Source organism: Spirosoma validum (assembly GCF_014699035.1).
Lineage (GTDB): Bacteria > Bacteroidota > Bacteroidia > Cytophagales > Spirosomataceae > Spirosoma > Spirosoma validum.
This window is the reverse complement of record NZ_JACXAA010000003.1, coordinates 655,733-681,785: the sequence shown is the minus strand read 5'-3', so window position 1 is coordinate 681,785 and position 26,053 is coordinate 655,733. Positions and strand designations below refer to the sequence as shown.

Annotated in this window: 24 protein-coding genes; 12 read left to right on the top strand and 12 right to left on the bottom strand. The window is 47.6% G+C overall.

The window, feature by feature from the left end; translation table 11 throughout:
- Positions 1–572 precede the first annotated feature (572 nt).
- The gene (locus IC230_RS11575; RefSeq protein ID WP_191039137.1) at positions 573–1,403 is read left to right on the top strand and encodes an aspartyl protease family protein; all 831 of its coding nucleotides are present in this window, start codon (positions 573–575) and stop codon (positions 1,401–1,403) included.
- A gap of 316 nt (positions 1,404–1,719) precedes the next feature.
- Here the strand turns inward: IC230_RS11575 and IC230_RS11570 are convergent, their stop codons facing one another.
- Complete coding sequence (locus tag IC230_RS11570) at positions 1,720–2,100, bottom strand: hypothetical protein (protein WP_223860595.1); 381 nt, start codon at positions 2,098–2,100, stop codon at positions 1,720–1,722.
- A gap of 466 nt (positions 2,101–2,566) precedes the next feature.
- Here IC230_RS11570 and IC230_RS11565 point away from each other — a divergent pair, with 466 nt between their 5' ends.
- The 5 genes from IC230_RS11565 to IC230_RS11545 all read left to right on the top strand — a co-directional run bounded on the left by IC230_RS11565 (position 2,567) and on the right by IC230_RS11545 (position 6,805).
- Positions 2,567–3,496 (top strand): sugar phosphate isomerase/epimerase family protein, encoded by a 930-nt coding sequence (locus IC230_RS11565; protein ID WP_191039136.1) that lies wholly within the window; start codon positions 2,567–2,569, stop codon positions 3,494–3,496.
- A 522-nt stretch (positions 3,497–4,018) separates the two neighbouring features.
- A complete protein-coding gene (locus IC230_RS11560; RefSeq protein ID WP_191039317.1) occupies positions 4,019–4,582 on the top strand; it encodes a Uma2 family endonuclease in 564 nt (187 codons plus the stop codon).
- The gene (locus IC230_RS11555; RefSeq protein WP_191039135.1) at positions 4,566–5,138 is read left to right on the top strand and encodes a phosphatase PAP2 family protein; all 573 of its coding nucleotides are present in this window, start codon (positions 4,566–4,568) and stop codon (positions 5,136–5,138) included. The genes IC230_RS11560 and IC230_RS11555 overlap by 17 nt, the downstream gene beginning before the upstream one ends.
- An 87-nt stretch (positions 5,139–5,225) precedes the next feature.
- Positions 5,226–6,167 (top strand): ribose-phosphate pyrophosphokinase, encoded by a 942-nt coding sequence (locus IC230_RS11550; protein WP_191039316.1) that lies wholly within the window; start codon positions 5,226–5,228, stop codon positions 6,165–6,167.
- A 74-nt stretch (positions 6,168–6,241) separates the two neighbouring features.
- Positions 6,242–6,805 carry a 50S ribosomal protein L25/general stress protein Ctc gene (locus tag IC230_RS11545; RefSeq protein WP_191039134.1) on the top strand — a complete coding sequence of 188 codons (564 nt, stop codon included), beginning with the start codon at positions 6,242–6,244 and terminating at the stop codon, positions 6,803–6,805.
- 137 nt (positions 6,806–6,942) lie between these two features.
- Here the strand turns inward: IC230_RS11545 and IC230_RS11540 are convergent, their stop codons facing one another.
- Positions 6,943–9,267: a heavy metal translocating P-type ATPase gene (locus IC230_RS11540; RefSeq protein ID WP_223860594.1), complete on the bottom strand. Its 2,325-nt coding sequence runs from the start codon at positions 9,265–9,267 to the stop codon at positions 6,943–6,945.
- A gap of 156 nt (positions 9,268–9,423) precedes the next feature.
- Entirely contained in the window at positions 9,424–9,636 is a 213-nt protein-coding gene (locus IC230_RS11535; protein ID WP_191039133.1) for a heavy-metal-associated domain-containing protein, read from the bottom strand.
- A 276-nt stretch (positions 9,637–9,912) separates the two neighbouring features.
- Between IC230_RS11535 and IC230_RS11530 the strand changes: the two genes are divergently transcribed.
- The 3 genes from IC230_RS11530 (at position 9,913) to IC230_RS11520 (ending at position 15,712) form a co-directional block, all read left to right on the top strand.
- Entirely contained in the window at positions 9,913–13,011 is a 3,099-nt protein-coding gene (locus IC230_RS11530) for an efflux RND transporter permease subunit (protein ID WP_191039132.1), read from the top strand.
- 505 nt (positions 13,012–13,516) lie between these two features.
- Positions 13,517–14,194: a response regulator gene (locus IC230_RS11525; RefSeq protein WP_191039314.1), complete on the top strand. Its 678-nt coding sequence runs from the start codon at positions 13,517–13,519 to the stop codon at positions 14,192–14,194.
- 102 nt (positions 14,195–14,296) lie between these two features.
- The gene (locus tag IC230_RS11520) at positions 14,297–15,712 is read left to right on the top strand and encodes a sensor histidine kinase (protein WP_191039131.1); all 1,416 of its coding nucleotides are present in this window, start codon (positions 14,297–14,299) and stop codon (positions 15,710–15,712) included.
- Between the two features lie 15 nt (positions 15,713–15,727).
- On the opposite strand, the gene IC230_RS11515 is transcribed toward IC230_RS11520, so the two are convergent.
- The 9 genes from IC230_RS11515 to IC230_RS34460 all read right to left on the bottom strand — a co-directional run bounded on the left by IC230_RS11515 (position 15,728) and on the right by IC230_RS34460 (position 22,710).
- Positions 15,728–16,423 (bottom strand): hypothetical protein, encoded by a 696-nt coding sequence (locus tag IC230_RS11515; protein WP_191039130.1) that lies wholly within the window; start codon positions 16,421–16,423, stop codon positions 15,728–15,730.
- A gap of 37 nt (positions 16,424–16,460) precedes the next feature.
- Positions 16,461–16,832, bottom strand: a complete 372-nt coding sequence (locus IC230_RS11510) for a GntR family transcriptional regulator (protein WP_191039129.1) — start codon at positions 16,830–16,832, stop codon at positions 16,461–16,463.
- 2 nt (positions 16,833–16,834) lie between these two features.
- The gene (locus tag IC230_RS11505; protein ID WP_191039128.1) at positions 16,835–17,671 is read right to left on the bottom strand and encodes a hypothetical protein; all 837 of its coding nucleotides are present in this window, start codon (positions 17,669–17,671) and stop codon (positions 16,835–16,837) included.
- Positions 17,668–18,540: an ABC transporter ATP-binding protein gene (locus IC230_RS11500; protein ID WP_191039127.1), complete on the bottom strand. Its 873-nt coding sequence runs from the start codon at positions 18,538–18,540 to the stop codon at positions 17,668–17,670. Before IC230_RS11500 ends, IC230_RS11505 begins: the two co-directional genes overlap by 4 nt.
- Positions 18,541–18,711: 171 nt before the next feature.
- Positions 18,712–18,936 (bottom strand): hypothetical protein, encoded by a 225-nt coding sequence (locus IC230_RS11495; protein WP_191039126.1) that lies wholly within the window; start codon positions 18,934–18,936, stop codon positions 18,712–18,714.
- A 102-nt stretch (positions 18,937–19,038) separates the two neighbouring features.
- On the bottom strand, positions 19,039–19,473 hold the full coding sequence (locus IC230_RS11490) for a hypothetical protein (RefSeq protein WP_191039125.1): 435 nt from the start codon (positions 19,471–19,473) through the stop codon (positions 19,039–19,041).
- A 462-nt stretch (positions 19,474–19,935) separates the two neighbouring features.
- The gene (locus IC230_RS11485) at positions 19,936–20,481 is read right to left on the bottom strand and encodes a T9SS type A sorting domain-containing protein (RefSeq protein ID WP_191039124.1); all 546 of its coding nucleotides are present in this window, start codon (positions 20,479–20,481) and stop codon (positions 19,936–19,938) included.
- Between the two features lies 1 nt (position 20,482).
- A complete protein-coding gene (locus IC230_RS11480; protein WP_223860593.1) occupies positions 20,483–22,519 on the bottom strand; it encodes a beta strand repeat-containing protein in 2,037 nt (678 codons plus the stop codon).
- A 56-nt stretch (positions 22,520–22,575) separates the two neighbouring features.
- The gene (locus tag IC230_RS34460; protein WP_262893158.1) at positions 22,576–22,710 is read right to left on the bottom strand and encodes a hypothetical protein; all 135 of its coding nucleotides are present in this window, start codon (positions 22,708–22,710) and stop codon (positions 22,576–22,578) included.
- Between the two features lie 691 nt (positions 22,711–23,401).
- Between IC230_RS34460 and IC230_RS11475 the strand changes: the two genes are divergently transcribed.
- The 3 genes from IC230_RS11475 to IC230_RS11465 all read left to right on the top strand — a co-directional run bounded on the left by IC230_RS11475 (position 23,402) and on the right by IC230_RS11465 (position 25,984).
- Complete coding sequence (locus tag IC230_RS11475; RefSeq protein ID WP_191039123.1) at positions 23,402–24,805, top strand: S8 family peptidase; 1,404 nt, start codon at positions 23,402–23,404, stop codon at positions 24,803–24,805.
- Between the two features lie 210 nt (positions 24,806–25,015).
- The gene (locus tag IC230_RS11470) at positions 25,016–25,621 is read left to right on the top strand and encodes a hypothetical protein (protein ID WP_191039122.1); all 606 of its coding nucleotides are present in this window, start codon (positions 25,016–25,018) and stop codon (positions 25,619–25,621) included.
- Positions 25,622–25,678: 57 nt separating this feature from the next.
- Positions 25,679–25,984: a hypothetical protein gene (locus IC230_RS11465; RefSeq protein ID WP_191039121.1), complete on the top strand. Its 306-nt coding sequence runs from the start codon at positions 25,679–25,681 to the stop codon at positions 25,982–25,984.
- The last annotated feature ends 69 nt before the right edge of the window (positions 25,985–26,053 follow it).

Below are 26,053 nucleotides of genomic sequence, written 5' to 3'. Positions count from 1 at the left end.
TGTATCAAGTTGAAGATACGAAAGTAATACTCTTTTCCATTTATAAATATTGTTGCTATAATTCTCTTGCTGTTCTTCAGACGCTTACTTGTTAGAGTTACCTTTTCGGTAAGTATCTTATATTCAATTACTTATGCGTTTTTTTGTATTTTTGCTGTCAGTCTTCAAATATGACTTTTAATGTCGCAGTAAATAAATTAATGTAAATATAAGTTATTTCTATCGTTTATACACATAAAATAAAATAATGTATACTATAAAAGTTGTAAACACTTAAATATTTGATTTTCAGAAATGTATCTGACTCCCACTTTTCGTTTTATACTGTTATTGACTCGTGAGTGAGGTTATAAAGTTTATTATACGGACATGGCATTACTAAGCGGATTAATCAAATGTCATCGTGCGGATTTTTAAAGACTGGTTCATGCATCAGTAAACGTCAGTTTCACTAGATAATCGTCAGCCAGGTTATACTTGTGAGCTTGATGTAGCTTACGATAATTAATATACTAAAGGCAATTATGGCTCGTTCACAGCGAAGGATAAGCCTGAAATCACAGCCGTATTGCATGCTACGTACTTTCGCCCGAGCGTTCGTTACCCTTTCTTTCCTGTTCAGTGAGTTGGCGGTTGGTCAATCGGGTCGGCAAACGATTCCGTTTACGATCCGGGAGAATTTGATCTACGTAGCGGTTCACATCAACGGGCATGGGCCTTATCAGTTCAGGCTGGATTCCGGAGTGTCCGGGATTGGACGGATCGATTACCGCGTCGCGAAAGAACTTCAGTTAAACATTGTCGGCTTCCAGGAAAACACGAGTGGCGATCAGGTAAAACGGGAGATTCTGGTCGCTGTCGATAAGCTCAGCGTTGGTTCGATTTCGCACTCGGGTCTCAAACTGGTTGCGAGTGATTACAAGGCCAGTCCGAAACAAGCACCGATTGATGGCGTCATTGGCCGGGATTTTTTCTACAATTATCTCTTAACGATCGATGGTCCGGCCCAGCAGTTGCTTGTGTCGCATGAGGCCCTGGATGCGCGCGCTGGTGGAGTTCTCAGCTATCAGAAGCCTTTTGTCGTTACCGGGAAAATCGGGCAAAAGGATTTGTTCTTCAGTCTGGATACGGGGTCAGATGTGTCTTTCCACGTACCGATGTATTTGCTGACCGGCATTCACTACGTCAATACGCCCAACCAACGAATCATCACGATGGCCAACACGACCTTCACCATGCAGGAAGCGCTTATTACGGATGAACTCAGGCTGGGAAACATTAAGGTAAGCGGTCAGAAAGTTTATTATTCCAACAGAGCCAACCAGGTCATCATAGGGGAAGATTTTTTAAAAGAGCACATCCTGACCATTGATCAGCGCAGGAAACTAATACGTATTGATTGATAAGTGGGTTAGTAAAATACATTAGATTATTTTTTGTCATGCTGACGCAGGAAGCATCTTCGCTAGCAGGCATTATCTCAGTTACCGAAGATGCTTCCTGCGTCAGCATGACAAAAACGCCCTCTTAAAATAATCTAAGCTATTTGTACTTGAGTACTTAGCAGTACGTATGTATCACCGGGGTAGCACCCGACGTAACTGACGAAATACAAAATGGATTGTGCCGGTTTCTACCCCAGTGCTACGTACTTCGTCAAAACAACCAAAGCCCGACGAGTGCCGGGCTTTGGTTGTTTCTTATTTTCTATTCGTATGATTACTGCATAGCAATCGAACGGCTGGTTTGCTGGGCGGGCTGTGTTGATACCGTCAGTTGCTTACGGATGCTCCCTTCAGCCGATTTCACTTCCAGCTCATATTGACCATCAGTCAGTTGATCAACATTCAGTTTTACAGCATACTTTGTGTCTTTCTTGCTCACGCTCTGCTGAAACAGCACCTGATTGTTTTGACCCCGTAAGACAATGTCAACGGGAGCTTCGGCGGTTTTTGCGACGGCCACCCGAATTTCATGGTTAACGGTCACATAAGCGCTGGCATCAAACGAAAGAGCCTTCGGTGTCGTTGGCGTAGGATTGATCAATGTAGAAGCACTCAACAAAAAAGAAGCGGCAATTTTAGTCATTACTGGTAACATGGTCGTGTCGTGTTTGGTGGTTAAATTAGTTGTTTACTGTGTTGCTATGATTAGTCCAAAGCTTGTGCCAATTAGATTTTTATCTGATTATCAGCAAGTTAATCTTTACACCAAGCCTTGTCTATGTCCGCAAGTGGACAAACCTTGTTCATTTGCGGACAAAACTAGGGGTCGCTTTCCGGGTGCGAAATCAAATTCTGATGAAGTGCGGGAATCAGGCTATAGACCGTCTAAATCATCGGATAAGTGGTTATGTAATGAGTCTGTCTTGCTGGCTTTTTCAGCCCCTTCAACGATCCCGAAGCACGAATGAAAGGCTTTTAAAAATCCTCCCCTTATTTTTGTCAGTACGTAATTCGTGTTTCCCCGATCTGTTCACGGGTTTCTGTACCAAACGGATCAGGATTGACGCAATCGACGTTCCTTAACTTTTCATCGCACCGACGTACCGGTCTTGTTTCATCACATGCTTAACCTTGGCTTTGTTTCGGCGATTCTGGCTGATTATGATCTGAATGGCGTATTGCAATTTGCATCCGATCACAAGTTCAAATGCGTAGAACTGATGTGCTGGCCCAGCGGGGGAAGCGACACCCGGCGTTATGCGGGTGTAACACACGTCGATGTCGATAACCTGCCCATTGAGCAGATTCGTACCCTGACCCGGTTGCATCACGTTTCCATTTCAGGCTTGGGGTATTACCCGAATCCACTCGACCCCAATCCGGAACAGGCCGAATTCTACCGGGAACACATCAAGAAAATTATTCGGGCGGCTGCCAAACTGGACCGGTCCGCCGATGCGGTTCCTGTTGTCAATACGTTCATTGGCCGCAACCCCTCGCTGAGCATCACCGACAATCTGAAACTATACGCCGAGCACTGGCCTGCCATCGTAAAGGTAGCCGAGGAATGCAACGTAAAGATCGGTATCGAGAACTGCCCGATGTGGTTCACGGACGATGAATGGCCAGGCGGCAAAAACCTCGCAACCACCCCCGCCATCTGGGACCGCATGTTTGAGATCATTCCGTCGCGGGCGCTGGGCCTGAACTACGATCCAAGCCACATGATCTGGCAAATGATGGACGAAATCCGGCCTATTTACGATTATCGCGACCGCCTGCATCACATCCACCTTAAAGACGTGAAACTGTATCCTGATAAACTCAATCGGGTGGGGATTATGGCCAATCCGCTGGAGTATCATTCGCCCAAATTGCCTGGTTTGGGCGATGTCCGCTGGCGCAATTTCTTCGCAGCCCTGACCGACGTTCGCTATCGGGGACCGGTTTGTATCGAAGTCGAAGACAAAGCCTACGAAAGCAGCCCGGAGGATGTAAAAACCGCTATTCTAACCGCCCGGAACTACCTCAGTCAGTTTCTGGTGTTGTAGATCAGCAACAGATACTCGAATTTGGCTTCCTAGGTCACAATAGCTGAATTATTAATCATCTACGTTGGCTACCATAAGGAATACAGCTAACCCAATACCTGCTACAAGCAATACGCTCAGAAGACTAAGCCAATATCGACAACGGTCAGGCGCAGAAGCGGTTAAAGCTCGAATTATCAAAGCCAGGCAATGGATACTAGCTATTGGAATAAAAAGTATAGTTATGCTACCCAAGCCTACATAGCCGCTGATTAAGTAAAAAAACCAGTACAGAGCAGCTAAAGCACTGTGTTCACTTACCATTCTGGTCATAATATGCTGAGTTTAGCATCTAACGGTCAATAACTCTATCAGCAGAGCATAGTTAATCTACAAGTTACAGCAATTAGATTGTTAAGGTTGGAGCAATCACATATCTTTAATAAAACCCACGAGTATTTCGTAAGTGCCCCTCTTGCAAGGCAAATAACCGAACGGCTCAAGCATGAAGACGTGGTATTTATTACCGCTTCACCGGGTGAGATGAGCGAAGAGCCTTTCCCGATAGAGTACGACATCGAGTATGCAAGCGATCAAATTCGGGCACAAATTGGCATGTCAAGTGATAGACACAAAACGATAGTTTTAAATGTTAGAGCAGCATTAAGAACAGCTTTTTATAATATACCAGACATTCGTGTAATGGGTAGTAATAAGCTGGTATACATACCGTCCTGCGAATTAGCCGTCAAGCCCGATGTGCTGGTTATGAAAGGCGAAAGTCAGCTGTTTTCCAGAAAAGGCCAGGAGTCAAGTATTACTAATCCATACATTTTGGTTGAGGTTTATTCCGATTCAATGTACCGGGAGGATATGCATGTCAAGCTACGTTACTACAAACAACTGGAATCAGTACAGCATATTATATATATTGAACAGGGAGTACCCTTTGTTTCGGTTTATACCAAACAACAGGATAGTCACCATTGGCTCAACGAAGATTATGCTACGCTCACTATGATTGTTACCATTGGTGATGTTACTTTGTCGATGCAGGATATCTACCACAAAGTGAGCATGACCAACAACAGTGCTACAAACGCTTAATCAACTCGACACCGATCTCTTTCTCTGGCTGAACAACGTCAACGCGCCCTGGCTCGATCCGCTGATGATCTGGGTAACGGAACGGAATACCTGGATTCCCTTTTATGCCCTGCTCGTTGGCTGGCTGATCTACCGGTACCGAAAACAGGCGATCGGCTTGTTACTCACCATTGGTGCCGCTGTAGCCCTTGGCGATCAACTGGCCTCGTCGATCATTAAACCCCTCACCCATCGACTCCGTCCCTGTCACGAACTGGCACTTCAAAAACTGATTCATCCGGTAATGGAATGTGGCGGTCGATTTGGTTTTGTCTCCTCACACGCAGCCACGACGTTTGCCCTGGCGATGAGTCTTTGGCTGCTGTTTGGCAAACAGTATAGCTGGCCAAAGTGGATATTCCTGTGGGCAGCCCTCGTGTCGTATAGTCGCATCTACGTAGCCGCTCATTACCCGCTCGATGTGCTGATGGGCGCTTTTGTGGGTATGCTGGCCGCTCTGCTAAGCGTGACTGTTTATCAGAAAATTCGGCTCCGTTCGTCGGTTTCGGGAAAATAATACGCGCGTTTCATTGACAAACATTTACGTTTTGAGCGCAACCTGCCCGGTTTTTCCGTACCTTTGCGGGAAATTTGTCCGGCACTCATGGCTTCCTACAACCCGGTTAAGATTTTTTCAGGCACTCAGTCAACGTATTTAGCTGAAAAAATTGCGCATTACTACGGCAAAGACTTAGGGGGTTATACCTGCCGACGGTTTAGCGATGGAGAAATGTCGCCCAGTTTTGAGGAATCAGTTCGGGGTTGCGACGTGTTTCTGATTCAGTCGACACCCCCGCCCGGCGATAACCTGATGGAACTGTTGCTGATGGTCGATGCCGCCCGGCGAGCCTCGGCGCACTACGTAACGGTGGTGATTCCGTACTTCGGTTATGCCCGGCAGGATCGGAAAGACAAACCGCGGGTGTCGATTGCGGCTAAGCTAGTAGCGAACATGCTGGCCGCATCGGGCGTGGATCGGCTGATGACGATTGACCTTCATGCCGGACAGATTCAGGGCTTTTTCGACTTTCCGGTCGATCATCTGGAAGGTACGTCGGTGTTTGTGCCGTACATCCGAAGCCTGAATTTAGAGAATCTGGTCGTTGCTTCGCCGGACGTTGGTGGTGCCAACCGTGCCCGCACCTTCGCGAAGCATTTCAACGCCGACATTGTGCTGTGCGATAAACACCGCAAACGGGCCAACGAAATTGCGTCAATGCAGGTCATCGGCGATGTGGAAGGGGCCAACGTAGTACTGGTCGATGATTTGATCGATACGGGTGGCACGATGGCCAAAGCGGCTCAGATTATTCTGGATAAAGGTGCCTTGTCCGTACGGGCAATTTGTACGCACCCGATCATGTCGGGTAGGGCGCACGAAAACATTGCCGGTTCGGTGCTGGAGGAGTTAGTTGTTGCGGATACGTTACCGTTGAAGCAGTCTAACGAAAAAATCAGAGTGTTGTCGGTGGCCGAGTTATTTGCCAAAGCCATTGGCCGCATTCGGGATCATGAATCTATTAGTTCATTGTTTATAAAAAATTAAGCGTAGTACCGGGTGTCCACACCCGGAAATTTTCATCTTTTTCGGCCGGACGTGGACATTCGGCAAAACATAGTATGAAAAAAATCGAGATTGTAGGGTATCAACGAGCGAATCTCGGCCGCACGGAATCACAAGCGATTCGGGCCGAGGGTAATGTTCCGTGCGTATTGTATGGCGGAGAAGAGCAGGTGCATTTTTACGCGCCGGCGATCCTGTTCCGTGACTTGCTGTATACGCCCAATATTTATGAAGTGGCACTCAACATTGAGGGCGACGAGTACCGGGCTATCCTTCAGGAATCTCAGTTCCACCCAGTTAGTGATACGCTGTTACATGCCGACTTCCTGCTGGTGACGGACAAAAAACCCGTTAAAATTGCGGTTCCGGTTCGTCTGATTGGCACGGCTCCAGGTGTTCAGAAGGGTGGTAAGCTCGTCACACGCGTTCGGAAACTGCGCGTCAAAGGAGCTATCGAAAATATTCCTGATTTCATCGATGTCGACGTATCAGGTCTTGATCTGGGCAAATCGGTTCGGGTTGGTCAGATTCCGCTGCAAAACCTGGAAATGCTTGAGCAGGCATCGAACCCAGTAGCCAGCATCGAAATCCCACGTGCTCTGCGGGGAACGGTGAAGTAAGAATATTGATTAAGCTAATAGATTATAAAAGCCCCGCCAGGAAACTGGTGGGGCTTTTGCTTGTCGCGTCAAGTAGCACGCGGGTGGAAACCCGCAATTTCATGTCATACGGGTTACCCTCACGCTACATAGACTAATCAAAATTTCATCCTCCGTAATCGCAGGCTGTTGCTCACAACCGATACCGAGCTTAGGGCCATAGCCGCTCCGGCAATCATTGGATTGAGTAAAAAACCAAACGCCGGGTAAAGCACTCCGGCAGCCAGCGGAATACCAATGAGGTTGTAAATGAAGGCCCAAAACAGATTCTGCCGGATAACGCGCACGGTCTGCTTCGATAGCTGAAGAGCTTTTGGTACGCTGATTAAATCCGACGTAATGAGCGTCATCCGTGCTACGTCCATTGCAATATCGGAACCACGCCCCATGGCGATACTCACGTCGGCTTGCGCCAGAGCCTGCGAATCGTTGATGCCGTCGCCAACCATTGCCACCACCTTACCAGCCGCTTGCAATTCTTTCACGAAATTGGCTTTATCGGCAGGCATCGTCTCCGCCCTGTACTGCTTAATGCCAACCTGTTTAGACACAGCGGCTGCCGTTTGGGCATTATCGCCGGTGAGCATGTATACCTCAATACCCCGATTTTGCAACGTATCAATCGCCTGCTTCGAGCTGGCCTTGACGGGGTCGGCAATCGCGATGATAGCTAATACGTCTCCAGTTTGAGTGTCCTGGTCAAGACGCCCCATGAACACAACCGTTTTCGCCTGATTCTGTAGGTGCATGGCCTGCTGCGTTAACGTATCAGATGGTGCAGTCTGTTGATCTGCCAGCAGGATTTGGTTACCGATGAAATAGGTGTGATTTTGGTAGTGAGCCGTAACACCGCGCCCTGTTACACTCTCAAATTTATCCAGCGCGACGGGCTTGACGTCAGCCAGATACGTCGTTATGGCCTCGGCCAGGGGATGTTCAGACTGAGATTCCAGCGCGTAAAGAATGGCTTTCAATTGGGCTTGTTCAGTTTCAGAAACTGCCCAGACCAAATCCGTAACGATGGGCCTGCCTTCGGTAATGGTACCCGTTTTATCCAACACTACGGCATTGACCCGGTAACCAACTTCAAGGCTTTCGGCGTCCTTAATCAGGATATTGTTCTCAGCCCCTTTCCCTACGCCAACCATGATCGCCGTTGGCGTAGCCAACCCTAATGCACACGGACAGGCAATGACCAGTACCGTGACGGAAGTTAGTAAAGCCGTTGTGAACGGATCAGCACCAGGAACGAGATAATACCCGAATACCATCCAGACAACGAAGGTTAGCAGCGCAATACTGAGCACGATAGGCACGAAAATTCCCGCAATCCGGTCGACAGTCTGCTGTACGGGGGCTTTACTACCCTGAGCGTCCTGCACCATCCGAATAATCTGCGCCAGCAACGTATCACCGCCTACTTTTTCGGCCCGGAACCGAAAGCTGCCTTTCTGGTTAATCGTTCCGGCAAACACCTTCGCACCGGCTTGTTTATCAACCGGAACCGGCTCGCCACTGATCATGCTCTCATCGACGTACGACTGCCCGGACTCGAGCACACCATCTACCGGAATTTTTTCACCGGGACGTACTAACAGTAGATTACCGACCTGAACCGACGTAATGGGAATCTCCCGCTCCGAATCCCCTTCAACCAGTCGAACCGTTTTGGGTTGCAGCCCCATCAGCTTCTTAATGGCCGAAGACGTATTCGATTTAGCCCGTTCTTCCAGTAGTTTACCCAGCAGAATAAAGGTGATAACAACTGCGACTGCTTCGAAATAGACATGAGGATGCATCCCCCGACGATGCCAGAATTCAGGATAGACGGTATTGAACGTACTAAACAGAAAGGCAATGCCCGTGCTTAACGCCACCAGTGTATCCATGTTGGCTTTTCCATGCCGGGCCTGCTTCCAGGCATTTACGAAAAACGATCGACCCAGCACAAACACAACGGGAGCCGATAAAACGAGCATGATCCAGTTGGCATACGCAAGCAGTCCAACGTTTCGATCCATGAAAAACATCCCGATTACCACAACAGGCAGCGACAGGATTATTGCCCAGATGGTACGTCGTTTAAGCGACTGGTAGTGCTGCTGCTGCGATTCTGCCTGAACCTCCCAAACGTTGGCCCGGTGCGGATCTTCGGCATCAACCACAAGGTCGTATCCAATCGAGCGAACGGTATTCTGCAGTTCCGCCGGTGTTACCGCTTTCGGATCGAACTGCACCCAGGCCGTTTGGTTCGCGTAGTTCACGCCCGCATCGCTAACGCCGGGCGTATGCTTCAACATGGATTCAACACTGACCGCGCAGGCCGCACAACTCATTTCCAGCACCGGATAGGTTTTCCGGATATCGGATGCATGTTCTGATTTGACGAGCGCTTCAGCAGATTGTTTAAGGGTTGTATGCATACCCGGAGACCGGAACGTATTCCGGTACGTTTACTTTTTAGCCTTTGAGAAAAAGGTACCACGGGTTTTAACCCGTTCGGGAATTGTCTCAAAAAACGGGTTAAAACCCGTGGTACCAGTAATACGAATTAAATTGGCGTAGTACTAGCTCTGACATCAGGATAGTGGTTCAGCCTTATAGCCCGCTTTTTCGATAGCCTGACGGATGTCGGCAAGCGTAGCGGTTTCGGTGTTAGTCGTTAAAGTTTTGTTGGGGTCCTTAATGTCGACCTGCCAGTGACCTTCACCAACAGCTTCATTCAGAAAAGGCGTTACGGTGGCAACACAGTTACCACACTTGATATTGGTTTTAAATTTCAGCGTTTTCATACGACTTGCTTGTTTGCCTATATAACCAAATCTATATCACAAAGGTCGCATGCTACAGCCTTGTAACCCTTACATAATTGTTGGCAGACCGTGTAGAATTGAGGTTGTATAAGTCATTCCGTGTTAAGCGTAGGCTCCAAACTGCGCTCAACTGGAAGTCAACTTCTACTTAAGTATTTTTTCTCTGGTTTAATCTCCTTTTAACCGAGCCTTAAGACCGATTTAAGTTAGGAATAACACCTTTGTGTGCTTAAAAATCCGTGCGCCGTAATCGGTATGAACAAATTCATCAAAGGTATTTTATCCTTCTCGCTCAAGAATAAGTTTTTCATTTTTTTCCTGACGGCGCTCTCTGTTGTTGCGGGCGTAATCAGTTACCAGAATACCCCGATTGAGGCCTTCCCCGACGTTACTAATACGCAGATCACCCTAATTACCCAGTGGCCTGGTCGCTCGGCGGAGGAAGTCGAGAAGTTTGTAACCATTCCTGTCGAAATTGGCCTGAATTCGGTTCAGAAACGTACTGATATTCGCTCGACCTCGCTGTTTGGTCTATCAGTTATAAAGGTCCTTTTTGAAGATGGCGTCGACGATACGTTTGCCCGTCAGCAGGTCAATAACTTATTGAGTGGGGTTGAATTACCCGAGGGTATTCGTCCAGACGTTCAGCCACCCTATGGACCAACGGGCGAAATTTTTCGTTACACGCTTCAATCCACAACGCGCACCGCTCGCGAACTTAAGACGATACAGGACTGGGTGATCGAACGGCAGCTGAAGAGCGTACCGGGCGTGGCCGATGTTGTCAGTTTCGGTGGCGAGGTGAAGACCTACGAGATTTCGGTTGATCCGCGTCAATTGATGAACTATAACATTACCCCGCTGCAATTGTACCAGGCCGTCGCGAATGCTAATGTAAACGTAGGGGGCGACGTTATTGAGAAAAATTCAGAAGCCTACGTGGTGCGGGGGATCGGCCTGCTACGGAATCAACAGGACATTCAGAACACGATCGTCAAAAATATTAAAGGAACACCCATCATGGTGCGCAACGTAGCGCAGGTGTCCGAATCGGCTCTGCCGAAGCTGGGACAGGCTGGCCGCGATAAAAAAGACGACGTAGTAGAATGTATTGTGGTGATGCGCAAAGGCGAAAATCCAAGCGAGGTCATCGAACGGGTGAAAGCCAAGATCAACGAGCTGAACACGAGTATTCTGCCCAGCGATGTACAGATCAATACGTTCTACAACCGCGAAACGCTGATCAATTTTTCGACGCATACGGTTACACATAACCTCATCGAGGGTATCGTGTTCGTAACGGTCATTGTGTTTATTTTCATGGCCGACTGGCGCACAACGGTTACGGTCTCCATTGTGATTCCGCTGGCGCTGTTGTTTGCCTTTATCTGTCTGCGACTCAAAGGCATGTCGGCGAATCTGCTGTCCATGGGTGCCATTGATTTTGGTATCATCGTCGATGGAGCGGTGGTGATGGTAGAAGGGATTTTCGTTACGCTCGACCAAATGGCCCATGAAGAAGGTATGCCCCGGTTTAACAAATTGGCAAAACTGGGAATTCTTCGCAAAACGGGTACCGAAATGGGTAAGGCGATTTTCTTCTCCAAACTCATCATCATTACGTGTCTGGTTCCTATCTTCTCGTTTCAGAAAGTAGAAGGCAAAATGTTCTCGCCCCTGGCCTGGACGCTCGGCTTTGCCTTACTCGGCGCCCTAATTTTTACGCTGACACTCGTGCCGGTACTGGCCAGTATTCTGCTTAAGAAAAACGTCCGCGAAAAGCACAACCCGTTCGTTAACGTAGTGACCAAGTACGCGACGCAGGCATTCGGCTATACGTTTGCTCATAAACGAATTAGCTTGCTTATTACGGCGGCTCTCGTGGTAGTTGGCCTGTCGGGATTTAGCCTGCTGGGTACTGAGTTTCTACCCGAGCTGAATGAAGGCTCCATTTACGTGCGGGCTACGATGCCCATGAGTATTTCGCTGCCTGAGTCGGTGAAGCAAACGGTGCAGATGCGCCACATGTTCGAGCAGTTTCCGGAAGTAAAAGGTGTTATTTCTCAGACAGGTAGACCAAACGACGGGACCGACCCGACGGGTTTCTATAACATTGAATTCCTGGTCGATATCTACCCACAGGAGGAGTGGAAAAGCGGGCTGACGAAAGAACAACTGGTCGATAAAATGCAGGAGAAACTGGCTGTTTTTCCGGGCGTCAGCTTCGGTTTCTCACAGCCCATTATGGATAACGTCGAAGAAGCCGTGTCGGGCGTGAAAGGGTCTATTGCGGTTAAAATTTACGGACCCGATCAAACCATTCTGGAAGAAAAAGCAAAAGAAGTTCAGAAACAACTGGCAACGGTACAGGGTATCGAAGATCTGGGCGTTATTCGAACAACGGGTCAGCCCGAAATGCGGATTGAGTTAGATGAACGCAAGTTAGCTCTCTACGGGGTCAATAAAGCCGAGGCCGAGGCCGTTATTGAAATGGCCATTGGGGGAAAAGCGGCAACGCAGATTTACGAAGGTGAGCGCAAATTCGACCTGCGCATTCGCTACGATCGTCCGTTCCGGTCCAACGAACAGCAGATCAGCCGACTCATGGTGCCAACGGAAAACGGCAGCATGATCCCGATCAAAGAAATCGCGCAAGTCTATACCCAGAGTGGACCGGTATTGATCTTTCGGGAAGCTGGTCAACGCTATGGCGCCGTTAAATTCTCGGTACGTGGGCGCGACATGGGCGGTGCCGTTGCCGAAGGCCAGCAAAAAGTGCAAGCTAACGTAAAGCTGCCATCGGGCTATACGATGAAATGGGCAGGCGATTTTGAAAATCAGCAACGGGCTACGGCTCGCCTGGCGCAGGTCGTACCGATTAGTTTACTGGCGATCTTCTTTATTTTGTTTGTATTATTTGGCAACGTAAAAGACGCTGGTCTGGTGTTGTTCAACGTACCGTTTGCAATCATTGGCGGTATTGCCGCCCTCCTGATTACGCACGTTAACTTTAGCATTTCAGCAGGCATTGGTTTCATTGCCTTATTTGGTATCTGTATTCAGAACGGGGTGATTCTAATTTCAGTCTTCAAGAAAAACCTGCGGGGCGGCATACCACTTAGCGATTCGATTCGCGAGGGGGTTGTCTCGCGTATACGACCGGTCGTTATGACTGCTATGATGGCCGGGATCGGTCTTATTCCGGCAGCGGTTTCGCACGGAATAGGCTCCGAAACAGCAAAACCGCTGGCTATTGTAGTCATTGGCGGCTTAATTACGGCTACGCTATTAACGTTGTTCATTTTTCCGCTGATCTTCTATGTTTTTTACAGGCATAAGTTCAGCGAGATTTAGTACCTGATTCGGTAAAATTTAGTTGACTTTTTATAACCGTTTAATAATTTTGAGCGTAGATTATCGTTTTATAAAAAGAACTTGCAACCTTTGCATTAATATAGTGCTTGCTTGGGTACAGACAGGCCCTTTAACGGTCCGTCATCTAGAAGAGATATCGCTAAATTTAGCATAAAGATCCTTTACAAAGGGAAGGTTGAACATCAAGATCTGACGACCGCCTGGTTGTCTATCTTGAAATGGTGTGGATAGAAGCGGAAAGCCGCCCCGATTTTCGGAGCGGCTTTTTTGTTTTCAATCGGTTCAGCGGAACAGCTACGGGTTTAATTCATTTTTAATTCGCCTTTCAACCTCTTTTAATACGCTAATCCGACCTTGAGCAACAGAAAAGGAATAGAGTGACCTACTGACTTTTGGCACGTATGCTAACTAATATTCCTACTTCGTACACAAATAATTTATTCTACCGTTTTTAAATCAGACAAGAGCTATGTATGTTGCCGATATGAAGATACTGGTGGTTGAAGATGAGCCGAAACTGGCCTCGTTCGTCCGGAAAGGGCTGGAGGAGCAAGCCTGCGAAGTAGATGTAGCTTTCGACGGGCAGGTTGGTCGGAATATGGCCCTGAATAATCTCTATGACGTGATTATCATGGACATAAACTTACCCAAGATGAATGGCTTCGACGTTGTCCAGTCGATCCGTCAGGAGCAGAATCGAACGCCCGTACTAATGCTAACGGCCATGGGCTCCGTCGACGATAAATTAACGGGCTTTGAAGCGGGAGCTGACGATTACCTGGTTAAGCCGTTTGAGTTCCGGGAGCTGATGGCTCGTTTACGGGCACTGACCAAACGTAGTAACGATACCGGAATGCAGTCGAACGTACTGCGGGTAGCTGATCTGGAACTGGATCTCAACGAAAAAATTGCGCGCCGGGGCGACAAACGTATCGACCTGACCGCTAAGGAGTTCGGGCTGCTCGAATACCTTATGCGCAACCGTGGCCGCGTCGTATCACGAGTTGATATTGCGGAGAAAGTTTGGGATATTCACTTCGATACCGGCACCAACGTCATTGATGTTTACGTGAATTTTCTTAGAAAAAAAATAGACAAAGATTTTCCCCATAAGCTGATTCATACCGTAATTGGTATGGGATACATGCTGAAAGAAGAGTAACAGCAGAGGGCGTGGAGTACGGACTTTAAGTCGCGTACGCCATGTAATTGCCCTCTGCCGTGACGACGGATCGCCCCCCACCCCACGCTCTCTGCTGGTTCTATGAACATTCGTACTCGTCTAACAGTCCTGTTTGTGCTCCTGGTCGCATCGATCATGCTGCTTTTCACAGTCTCTGTCTATTATCTGTATGATCAGTTCAGAGAACAGGAATTTCGGCAGCGGCTTGAGGAAAAGGCCTACACAACCGTTCGGCTTCGGGAAGATGTAGGTGAGGTACCGCAGAACGATCTACCCATCTTAGCTGATGAGCAGGTTACCATTTACAACAACCGGGGCATTGTGCTGTATAATCAGAGCAAGCAACATCCGCGTTTTCCGGTAACAATTCATTTTCTGAATAAGATTACCCTTCGCCAATCGCAATACGTTCGAATCGGTGACCTGGAAGCTGTCGGCGTTCGTCATCTGAATGCCAATCGCCAGTCTCTTATCATTGTCGCATCGGGAAACGACCGCTATGGATTAAGTAAGCTCACTCGACTTCGGGAAATTCTATTTTTCGGCTGGCTACTAAGTCTGATCATTGTTGGTATTGCGGGATATTTATTCGCTACCGATGCACTCCGACCCATATCGGAACTCATTGGTCAGGCCAATGCCATTTCCGCGACGAACATTCACCAGCGGTTGTACGTCGGGCGACAACGCGACGAACTGGCCGATCTGGCCAGTACGTTCAACGACCTGCTCAACCGACTCGAAGAAGCGTTTGTGTTACAGAAAAGTTTTGTTTCGCATGCCTCCCACGAATTACGTACTCCGCTGACGGTTATGATGGGGCAGATTGAGGTAACCCGCCTGCAGGCCCGTTCAACGGATGACTACGAAATCACGCTGGACGGTCTACTCGACGAAGTAAAAAACATGATCCGATTGGTAAACGGCTTACTCGAACTCGCCCGTGCCAGTTCAGACGTCGTTACGCTTAACTACCAGCCCGTGCGGATTGATGAGCTTCTATGGCAGGCACAAAGTCAACTCGTTAGTAAAAACCCTGACTACCAGATCGATATTGACTTTGATAATTTGCCTGACCGGGAAGAGGAATTAGTGGTTCATGGTGAAGAATCGCTTTTGCAAACGGCGTTTCAGAACCTGATGGAAAATGGCTGCAAATATTCCTCCGACAAAAGTGTATCCGTGCGACTTTCCTTTGATACGGGCTGGGTACGGCTGAACTTCAGTGACCAGGGCTATGGAATTTCGGAGAACGATTTGCCGCATATTTTCGAGCCGTTTTACCGCTCAGAAATAACGATGACCGTTAAGGGGCATGGCATTGGTCTGGCTTTAACCCGACGTATTATTGAATTGCACCGGGGCCATATCAAAGTGGAGTCGACGGTTGGTAAAGGCACTACGTTCCGGATTACCCTTCCCATTCTACGTAATTCATCTACGGATTCAGACGAGGTTCGGACAATCGAAAGTGGTATAAAACCAGAACTGACCTAGTCTTATTACCTCAACTTATTGTCCCGTTTTACTTAGCCATTTTAACGATTTTCCGCGCAATTGTACCTCCGCTTTCGGTGATACGCTGGCGGCAAACGTGTCAATCTGACTGTCATTGACCTGGATACCGCTGGAATCCTGTACAGTAATCCGTAACGACTGATAATGATCGGCACCGAGCATGGCAAAACTATTCTGACTTTCGATTAACTCAAGGTCGCCTTTTGAGTCTACCTTTTCGGTTCGTAAGCGGGTATTCTGCAACGAAACGGTTAGTGGCCCGGCTGTTAGTTTTTGCAAGGTCAGACAACCGTCTTTCACCCGCAGATTTTCAATGGCAGGCATTCGTAACACGACACCGACTCCCAGTTTCCCCCAACTGTTATCGCGCGGGCTCTGATATTTCCCTTTTTCATCCGTCTTGAACGATAGAAATAACGTATCGCCTTGCTGACGCATATGATATGCCCTGGCCATTTCAGGTGACAGAAGTGCTTGTGAGTTGGCACTTTTTTCGACAATAACTTCGACAGTTGGAGTCGCATCAATGACCAGGTGTTTTGCGATTGGGAGCGCCCGCCTGTCAAAGTTTTGATACGGATTACCCCAATCAATTTTAGTATACTGTTGCTTCAACAATACATCGGTTGCAACCATGCCTGTCAGCGTAATGACAGTGATAATGCTCAAAAGGATATGACTTGTTTTCATAGGGATATAGTAATTCGGATCCTGTCCACATTAGTGTTTATTGATAGTTAGTCGCTACAAATTGTTCATAGCGCGTTTCGATTTCAGACAGTTCAATACCTAGCAGGTATAGATTTCTGAAGAAAACAGGCAGATCATTCTCCAGAAATTGTTCTCGCCGAAAGGCTTTGATCCGGTCGGTAGCGTCATCCGTGGGGAAATAGCCAATGCCGCGCTTGTTGGCAATGACACCTTTCTGACCCAGAAAATCGTACGTGCGCATAACCGTATTCGGGTTCACCTCCAGTTCGGCAGCCAGGTCGCGTACCGAGGGAATCTTATCGCCAACCGACCAGCGTTCCAATAAAATTTGCTCGCTCACATACTCGGCAATTTGCAGGTATATAGCTTGTTTATCACGAAAATCCATACCTATACCTCCCGTTCTTTAAGCCTGAAATAGGCGGTTACGTACAATAGAATGACTACCACAATCCCTAGCGTATAGCGAATTCCATTACCTATGGGCTGGGGTATCTCGATCCTACGGTATTGGTAATGTTCAATAGGTGATATAGCGCTGGCGCTGGAAAAAGGCGTAGGGCTGCCAATGGATTCAGAGCCGGTGAGCGCATGCAGGAGGACATTGTTTCCAAAGCAGCCAAAAATCAGCAGCGCAAAGGCAATGACCACCACCAGCGGCAATGTATACTGCCGGACCAGTAAGGAAAAAGCCATGACGAAGGGATGCAGTAAGACCGTAAATACCCACATCTGCGCGGGTGTGCCGCTGGTTCCTAGTTCACTAAAAATTGAGCCGATGGTCATAGAGCTTCCCATTCTCCGTATCGCTTCCAGTTGTTCAGGAGACCAGTCGCGGTTGTTGGTGTATGAAACCCAGATGGCATCGAATACATAAAAAACCGATAGATAAACAACTATAAAGCCGATTCCCGATATAAGCCAGATCAGGAGAATTTTTTCAAGTTGCGAAGCCGGTTGCATAAGATAGTTGATCGCCCGTTCTTTCTGACTCAAAACAGCCGTCTGTTGCACAGTAAATACGTACCAGCAGGGCCAGCCTAATAAAAAAAAGAGAATTTGTCGTTGGTGGTTAACTGCGTTTGGCAAGCCCTGATACGTGAACAACGTCAACACAAATAAACCGATGATAAGCAAACCCATATAGACTAGTAACTGCCTCTGGTTATCGGTAAAATACCTCCATAAAAGGCGTCCGAAACGACTTATTGAAAATGTCTGATTCATACATTGGTGAGTGTTAAAGTAGATGAGAATAACTGTCTGATACGCTCTGGCTCAGCCTGCACAGCATTAAACAGGCGCTCCAGATCCAACCGACTCGGCTCCGAAGCCGGGTTCTCCGTAACGAGTGCGTAGCCACCCACAGCCCGTTCTGAATAAAGAAGTGGCTGGGAGGTTTCCAGTTCAGGCCGGTCGTTGCCCGACACCATTCCAAACCACAGCCGGGCGGTAATTTCTTCTACGCTGGCGTTCAGGGCTATTCCCCGCTCATTCAGGATAACAATCGGGTCAATGAGTGCTTCAAGATCCCGAACCTGGTGAGTGGAAATAACCACTGTCCGGCGATCATCTACGGCGCCGGCTACTAGGCGCCGAAACTGGCCTTTCGAGGGAATATCCAGGCCGTTTGTGGGTTCGTCCATCAACAGGACCGTAGTGTTGGTTGCCAGTCCGAAGCCAATGAGTATTTTTTTCTTTTGGCCATACGACAGTTCGTTTAATTTCTGATCGTCGGTCAGACCGAATTCGCGAACGTAACCCGCCATTTGTACCCGGTCGAAGCGCGGGTAAAAGGGTGCGTTTGAGTCAACAAACTGTCGAATACGAACGGGTGGCAAATAAAATTCTTCCGGCAGGAGAAACAGATCTTCCAGAAAGGTTGGTTTACGCTCAGCAGGTATATAGTTACCCACCTGAATCCGGCCTGTTCTTGGGTAAAGCAGACCTGATATCAACCGCAGCAAGGTTGACTTACCTGCTCCATTAGGCCCTAATAAGCCGTAAATGGACCCTGCTGATAAACGCAGATTCAGATCATCATACAAGGGTCTTCCCCGCTGATAGCCAAACGATACATTACTTAGCTCTATCATAAGAAGCAACGTTCTAGTGTATTAGATAAATAGTACACTGCAATAGTAATGGGTTTACTAATTATAATCAAGAATCTGCCTAATAATATTTTCAGCTAACAACAAAAAAGGCCCTCACAGTAAGTGAGGGCCTTTTTCTGAACAAAAGTTTCTTATTGGCTAGCGATTGACCTACTTACTGTCGGTCTTTTTAGCCTCTTTCTTCATTTCTTTATGAGCCTTCTTCATGTCCTTGGCAGCGTCGGCTTTAGCGTCGTCACCTGCTCGTTTGGCTTCCTTCTTCATTTCTTTCGCTTCGTGCTTCATTTCTTTATGAGCCTTCTTTGCGTCGTCCTGAGCGAAGGCTGCGCCCGACATCATAACAATGGCAGCCGCAGCAATAAGCATCTTTTTCATAATCGTAGTTGGTTTATTAGTGAATCGTTTATGTGTGAATTGTCACTTAAAATCTATTGTAAAAAAGGATGATTGGGTATTGATTCGACCAATCATTCAGGATTATTGATTAGGCTTGAGGTTAACCAGTTCACTACGTTTCTTTCGGGCTTTTGCCGAAGTGCCGGTTGTCGTAGTACTGCTACGTTTGTCGGTAGTTGTTGGCGTAACCGTGCCCGCCGAAGCTGTTCCAGCACTGGTTTGCTCAAGCGTTGTATTTAGTCCAGTAGAGGCTTTAGTACCATTATTGGGATTTGTACCCAGCGGCTTAGATTGATCTGAGTTAGCGGAGCTGTTATTCTGTGTTGATATATCCGTTGTCGTACCCGAAGTAGTGTTGGCAGAACTGTTTTGTTCGAGCGTAGTGCCGGTTCCAAGCGAGCCAGTGTTTGTTGTCGTTGGACGAACACCGGATGACGATTGCGAATTAGTTTGCTGCGCTATGGCTGAACCGGCAACCAGCAGACCAATGACTAGACTACTCAATAAAGTTTTCATTAACGTTGTTGTTAGATACTGTTTATATAACTCTATTCATGAGTAGGAGTTTAAAAAAGTGTTTCTCAAAAAAGTAAAAAAGGCTTTTACGGCATTATAAGTCTATGTACTCCTATTTTTAATAACGATCCCCTCCATCATCTGACTTCTATAGTCAGACAGTGAAGGGAATCGTAAACAGGTGCGGAAGAAATTAGTGTTTGAGTAATTTTTATGGTTTTGTATTCCTGGTCCGTACCTACCTGCAACAAGAATAAACCATTGCTACGTCCGATAGGCATACGTACTATCTCCACTGGCTCAGTCTGATCAATTGTTTGCTGTTGAAGGCTGCGGCCTTATTTATCAACCCGCTTAAGCTATACTCGTAGACCCGTTACGTCCGTAATGCCTGGTGACTGGTGCCGATCAGGTATCTCGTAAACAACTGACAGAGCCCAACCGTACGGATGGGCTCTGCGTTTACTTTCGGATCAGCCGTCTGGAGATTCGTTGCGTCCCGGTCTCTAAAATACACATATATGTACCCGTCGGAACACCCGCTGCTTTCCACTCGACCGAATGTCGACCCGCGTCCTCCTGCCGCCCATCGATCAGACGACTGATCAGTCTGCCTTCTGAATCCCGAATCTGCAAGCTGGTCCGCCCCGATCGGGTCAGTACGTAGGAGATGATCGTAGCTTCTTCGATAGGATTAGGGTAAGCCCGAATCATAAGCGAACCAGACTCGCCTTCTGCCATAGCCAGCAACGAAACGACGCCAGTACGGGCGGCAAATACTGAACCTGTTCTTGCCTGGAAACCGGGCTGAAGTATTATTGCCTGCGCGGCTTTATACTCCACTGGCGTACCCGGACCTACCAGGTTAGCCGCTGTTAGCGTTGCCGTGGCTTGTTCGAGGGGTTGGGCCTGATAGCCGCTGGTCAGCCTGCGGTTTGACTCAATGGCTTGTGCAGTAGCCAGCAGACTGCTCAGCAAAAGCCCGATAAGTATTGATAGCTTTGCCATGTTACTTAGCTTTTTTATGGGCAATCTTATTGATCTCCTGACGTAACGCCTGATTTTCTTTCTTCAGCTCAATCATATACAGAGTAAGCTCCTCAACCTTTTCCAAAAGCTTCGCATCCATCTTGCCTACATCAATACCTTCTTTAACCACCTGATCAGCCGATGGTACGCCGGGCAGATGACCGTTCTGCTTAATGTGCTGCTCCACTTCGTCCAGACTACGCAACCGATACCCTTTCTCAAAAACGCGATCGCTCCAGTCGTCAGTTGTCTTGATGGCCACTTTTACTTTTTCCGTCAGAATACCATCTGCTACGTAGAGCCGGTAACCCGCTGGCGTATTGCTTACGCCCGAGCCGATAACAACCCCGCCTGCATTGGTATTCTGGAGATTATCGCCATTGGCCTGCCAGGCATCTGCCCCTATACGAGCCGAGTTAGTTGAACTAGCCAGCACTACGTCACCACTGGCATTAACGGTCAGGAATTTAGTCTGGTTGAGCAACGTAGCGGGCGAACTGCTGGTCAGATTCGTAAACCGCAACCCCGACTGGTTGGCTACGCCCTGCGTAATTTCCAGCCGATTCTGCGGAGCCGTATTCCCAATACCAACTTTTATAACATTCGATCCGGTTCCACCTAATATTATACTGTTACTTTGGGTAACAATCGCATTCGCTCCGATAGCGGCTGCATTGTTGACCACCGTACCAGCCGCATCGACACCTGCCTGATAGCCGATAAAGACATTGTTATTGCCTGAAGCATTCCCGATAAAACCAGTATTCTGCCCCAGATACGTGTTTTGCCCACCTGTTGTATTACCGTAACCCGAGAAACTACCCATAAATGTATTCCCATTCCCAGAGGTAGTAGTCGCACCAGCCCGATTACCAACATAGGCATTGTTGGAGCCTGTAGTATTAAGATTACCAGCACCATAACCCGTAAAGGCATTATAGCTACCTGTTGTATTTAGTGGACCAGCATTACCTCCTGTAAATGTATTGCCTGCCCCCGTTGTGTTATACTGACCCGCCGAGAAGCCCAGGAAGGCGTTACCATCACCCGTTGAGTTATTTTGTCCCGCACTAGCACCAAAAAAAGCATTGGACACACCCGTCGTATTGTTTAGTCCTGCCTGCGCTCCAACAAAGGAATTACTATTTCCAGTCGTGTTGACTCGACCCGCCTGACTACCAATAAAGGTATTCGTATTACCCGTTGTGTTGGCCAGTCCAGCCGAATACCCTATAAATGCATTATCACTTCCCGCCGAATTACTAAAACCTGCAAAGGTTCCGGTAAACGTATTTTGGATACCAGTTGAGTTAAATCGGCCAGCTTCTTTGCCTATGAAAGAATTATCACTACCCGTAGTGTTTGTGTAGCCTGCCTGACTACCGATAAAGGTGTTGCCGCTTCCCGTCGAGTTATTTTGTCCGGCACTCGTCCCTAAGAACGAATTATTGACGCCTGTCGTGGTATAATAACCCGTCTGCATACCTATAAAGACATTACTATTTCCCGTCGTGTGCGATAAGCCAGCAAAAGTTCCTAAAAATGTATTATTAGACCCCGCCGTATTCTTTTGCCCCGCGCCCATACCCACAAAGGAATTACTAATACCCCCTGCGTTATTTTGCCCCGCTGTAGCTCCAAGAAAAACATTGCCCCTACCCGTTGTATTTGATGAGCCAGCATAAGCACCTAAAAAGGCGTTCTGGTCACCCGTTGTATTATTTTGTCCTGAGCCAGCTCCTACAAAAGCGTTGAAACCGCCGGTTGTGTTTGACGAACCTGCAATAATCCCCAAAAAGGTATTTTGAGCACCTGACGTATTATTTACACCCGCATTGAAGCCCATGAATGTGTTTAGATTGCCCGACATGGTTGCGTTACCCGCCGAAGGCCCAACTAACGTATTGTAGCTGCTGGGACTGCCGGAGTTGGGCGTATTCGCTACGTAGTTGGTCTGAGCCGTCACCAGTACAGGCAGACTCAGCAACGCCGATAATGTATAAAAAAGCTTTTTCATTATGGTAAAAGGTTAAATCCATGGTTCGTTAAAAACTAGTATTCATTGCGATAACATTACACTCGTGAAAGCTCCGGAGCCGTCCATACTGACTCCGTCTGAAATACAGGTGAAGCCTCATTGAGCGGGGGCATTCTGGCCTGTGCCCAAAACCAGCGATGGTTGACTGGACGGTAATAGATAAGATTCATTAGCGTAAGGAGTAAAGGTGAAGAAGCGTATAAAAAAAGCCTGCCTCAACGAGACAGGCTTCGAAGGTAAGACATGAAATGAAGGCTTATTCGCGCCTAAATCGGTTTGACTCCAAAGTGAAAGCAATAGTCCCCAATCTTATATAAGTCTACCTTTAAATCAATACTATTTTTTTGGCTCTATAGAAAACCCCGCGGTCATCACCGTGGAGTTTTCTATAGTAGATATCCTGAATCGGTATTCGTTGCCTGACAGATCGATTTTAGAAGCTGATCACGTGCTTGTTTTACCAACTCGTTGCTATTCCCGTCAGTGCCATATCCGGGTAATTGCTCACGATCGACACTGGTTGATGTTGTATGAGTGAAAAGCCCAATCCTCATTTCGAAGCAGTTTTTAGTAGCCGATAGCTTAATCCCTGTGGTGTAATAAACAATCGTTTGATTTAAGGCTGAGCGTAACGAATTGCTGGGCCCGTCTGGACACCTCCCCGCACGACGTTTATTAAAGTAATTCAAATCGCTTCTCACTCAAATGGTTGCATATTTTCAATATTTAGTTAACTTAATTGCGGTTTTTAAAAAAATTTAATTTACAATTAAACCAATACGAATACAAATAAATATCGTAATATGCATAGGTTAAAAGGACATTAAAACCTAGCTAAAATCACTTCCAACTTCTAAGTCTATGCTAAAAAATGTATTGACCCGTCTGGGCGTGGCTACCGCCGTTCTGGCTACCAGTTTTCTGGTTAGCAACTGTCAATCTGACATCAAAATAGACGCACCAGCCCCCGCGTCTTCGAGTGCCAGCGCTCGTCTGGCTACTGGCGAACAGTACGTACCTGGTGAAGTGCTAATTCAATTTTCGAAAGGATTGAGTGTGCTTAGCCGCTTACCCATCCTGAAACTGATTGAAGGGACGATTGCTGAAACGATTTACACAAAAACGATGGAACGCGCCGGACTAACGGACGGCGTTCTGCTGGTGCGCACCACCAAACAGATGGAACAAGTGCTGCAACTTCTGGAAAATCTACCGGGTGTCGATTTTGTTGAGCCGAACTTCATTTATACGCACCAGGCTACGTCCAACGACCCGTATTATACCAACGGATCGCTTTGGGGAATGTATGGAGCCACTACGTCACCCGCCAATCAGTACGGTAGCCGGGCTGGAAATGCCTGGGCGGCTAACAAGATCGGTTCAAGTTCGGTATACGTCGGTATCATTGATGAGGGATTCATGACCACACATCCGGATTTAAGCGCCAACGCCTGGGTTAATCCATACGAAACGGTCAACGGGCAGGATGACGACGGCAACGGCTATATCGACGATGTGAATGGCTGGGATTTTGCCGCTAATAATGCCAGCGTTTATGATGGTACGAGCGATGATCACGGCACACACGTAGCCGGAACGATTGGCGCGAAAGGCGGTAATGGCATAGGCGTCGCGGGCGTTTGCTGGAACGTAAAGATGATTTCGCTTAAGTTTCTGGGAGCCAGTGGCGGATCAACAGCCAACGCCATCAAGGCAATCGATTACCTGACCGATCTGAAAGTGCGTCACGGACTGAATATTGTGGCCAGTAATAATTCCTGGGGGGGCGGAGGTTTCTCGCAAGCGTTACAGAACGCCATCACCCGAGCCAATAATGCGAATATCCTGTTCATTGCCGCGGCAGGCAACGGGGGCAGCGACGGTGTTGGCGATAACAACGACGCAACGCCTAACTATCCATCGAACTATACCAATGCTAATGTCATTGCCGTAGCCTCGATTACGTCAACGGGGGCGAAATCAGGCTTTTCGAATTATGGAGCAACAACGGTAGACATCGGTGCACCCGGCTCAGGCATTTACTCAACGTTGCCGTATACCGGTTCAACACCCGCCTATGGATCTTACAGCGGTACGTCGATGGCCACGCCACACGTAACGGGGGCAGCTGCACTGTATAAATCGATTAATCCATCGGCAACGGCCGCCCAGGTCAAAGCCGCCATTCTGAACGCTGGCATCGCTACCCCTTCCTTATCGGGTAAGTGCGTAACGGGAGATCGGCTGAATGTAAGTACGTTTTAGCTACTTTCTGAAAATACAAGAACCGATCGTCTGACCCATTTTACTCGCATTTCAGTCGTCGTTATGATGTGGAAATGAGACTAAGAATGGGTCAGATTTTGTAGCTATCGGCGTATGACGTACTTACACACTACCTATGCTGATCTTCCTTCAAACTAACTGGTTTGAAAAAGAGTCTTATTACGTAGTTGCTCAAATGCATTAGTACGTATGAAAACGAACGCTCTTTTCAGCTTTATTTTTCTACTTGGTGTCTGCGGATGCCATTCCGACCCGGTTGCGCCTAACGAAGACGTAACGGCACTGCGTGAACGGTTTCATGGTAAATATAAACCTACCCAGGTGACTGCCAGCGAACCCATAGACATCAATCTTGACGGAAAAGCCAGCATCGATCTGTTTAGTGAAATTGCGGGTTTGAGTTCAGGAGGAGCCATGCAGATTAACATTGTCAGCAGGAATGAATACGTAGCGACCGACGAATTTTTGTTTACCCAGTTTTGGCCGGAACAGTATTTGAGTCTTCCCGGAAAACCGATTGATGGACCGATTGATTACGATCCACGCATCATTGTCAATTACGCCGAACAGCCCGTCACCCGACGTTGTCATTTTAATGAGTCACTAACCGAATTAACACTTGATCCGGACAAGAGTCCGTCACCTGATCCAATTCGCTGGGGAAGGCCTGACTCGATCAAGATTGTTAGTAATCAGCAGATTCAGGTAGTTAACCAACGACAGCTTTATACACGTACTGGCTGGAAAACAGTAACGGTTACAACCTTGTATGAACGTTATCAGAAAACAACTTAGTCAAACCTTTCCGCCATCAGTGCGTTTATATGAAATACTCAATAAAAAAGAAACGAAATGGATAAGTTACAGAAGCTCGAGCTGATGAATAAGGTTGTTAATGAGTTGGAAGACCTACAAAACAGCCAGACAGCGTTGATCGAGAAAATTGGCAAGATCGAAGTTGATAACATGAACGGATTGAACGACTCACGTCTGGAAAAAGATCTCGGCGACATGCACTCGAAAATTGCCGAAAATCTAGACGCGATCACGAACATCTTCGCGTACTTCGAAACGAAACGTGACGAGTATAACGAGAAAAACCGCTCGGCCATCGAAGCCATTGAAGCGGCTGCCGCTGCTGAAGCTGCGAACCAATAACGAAATAGAAGCACGTTCTATACAACAAAGCGCCGGGTCAATGATTCGGCGCTTTGTCTTTATAAGCCC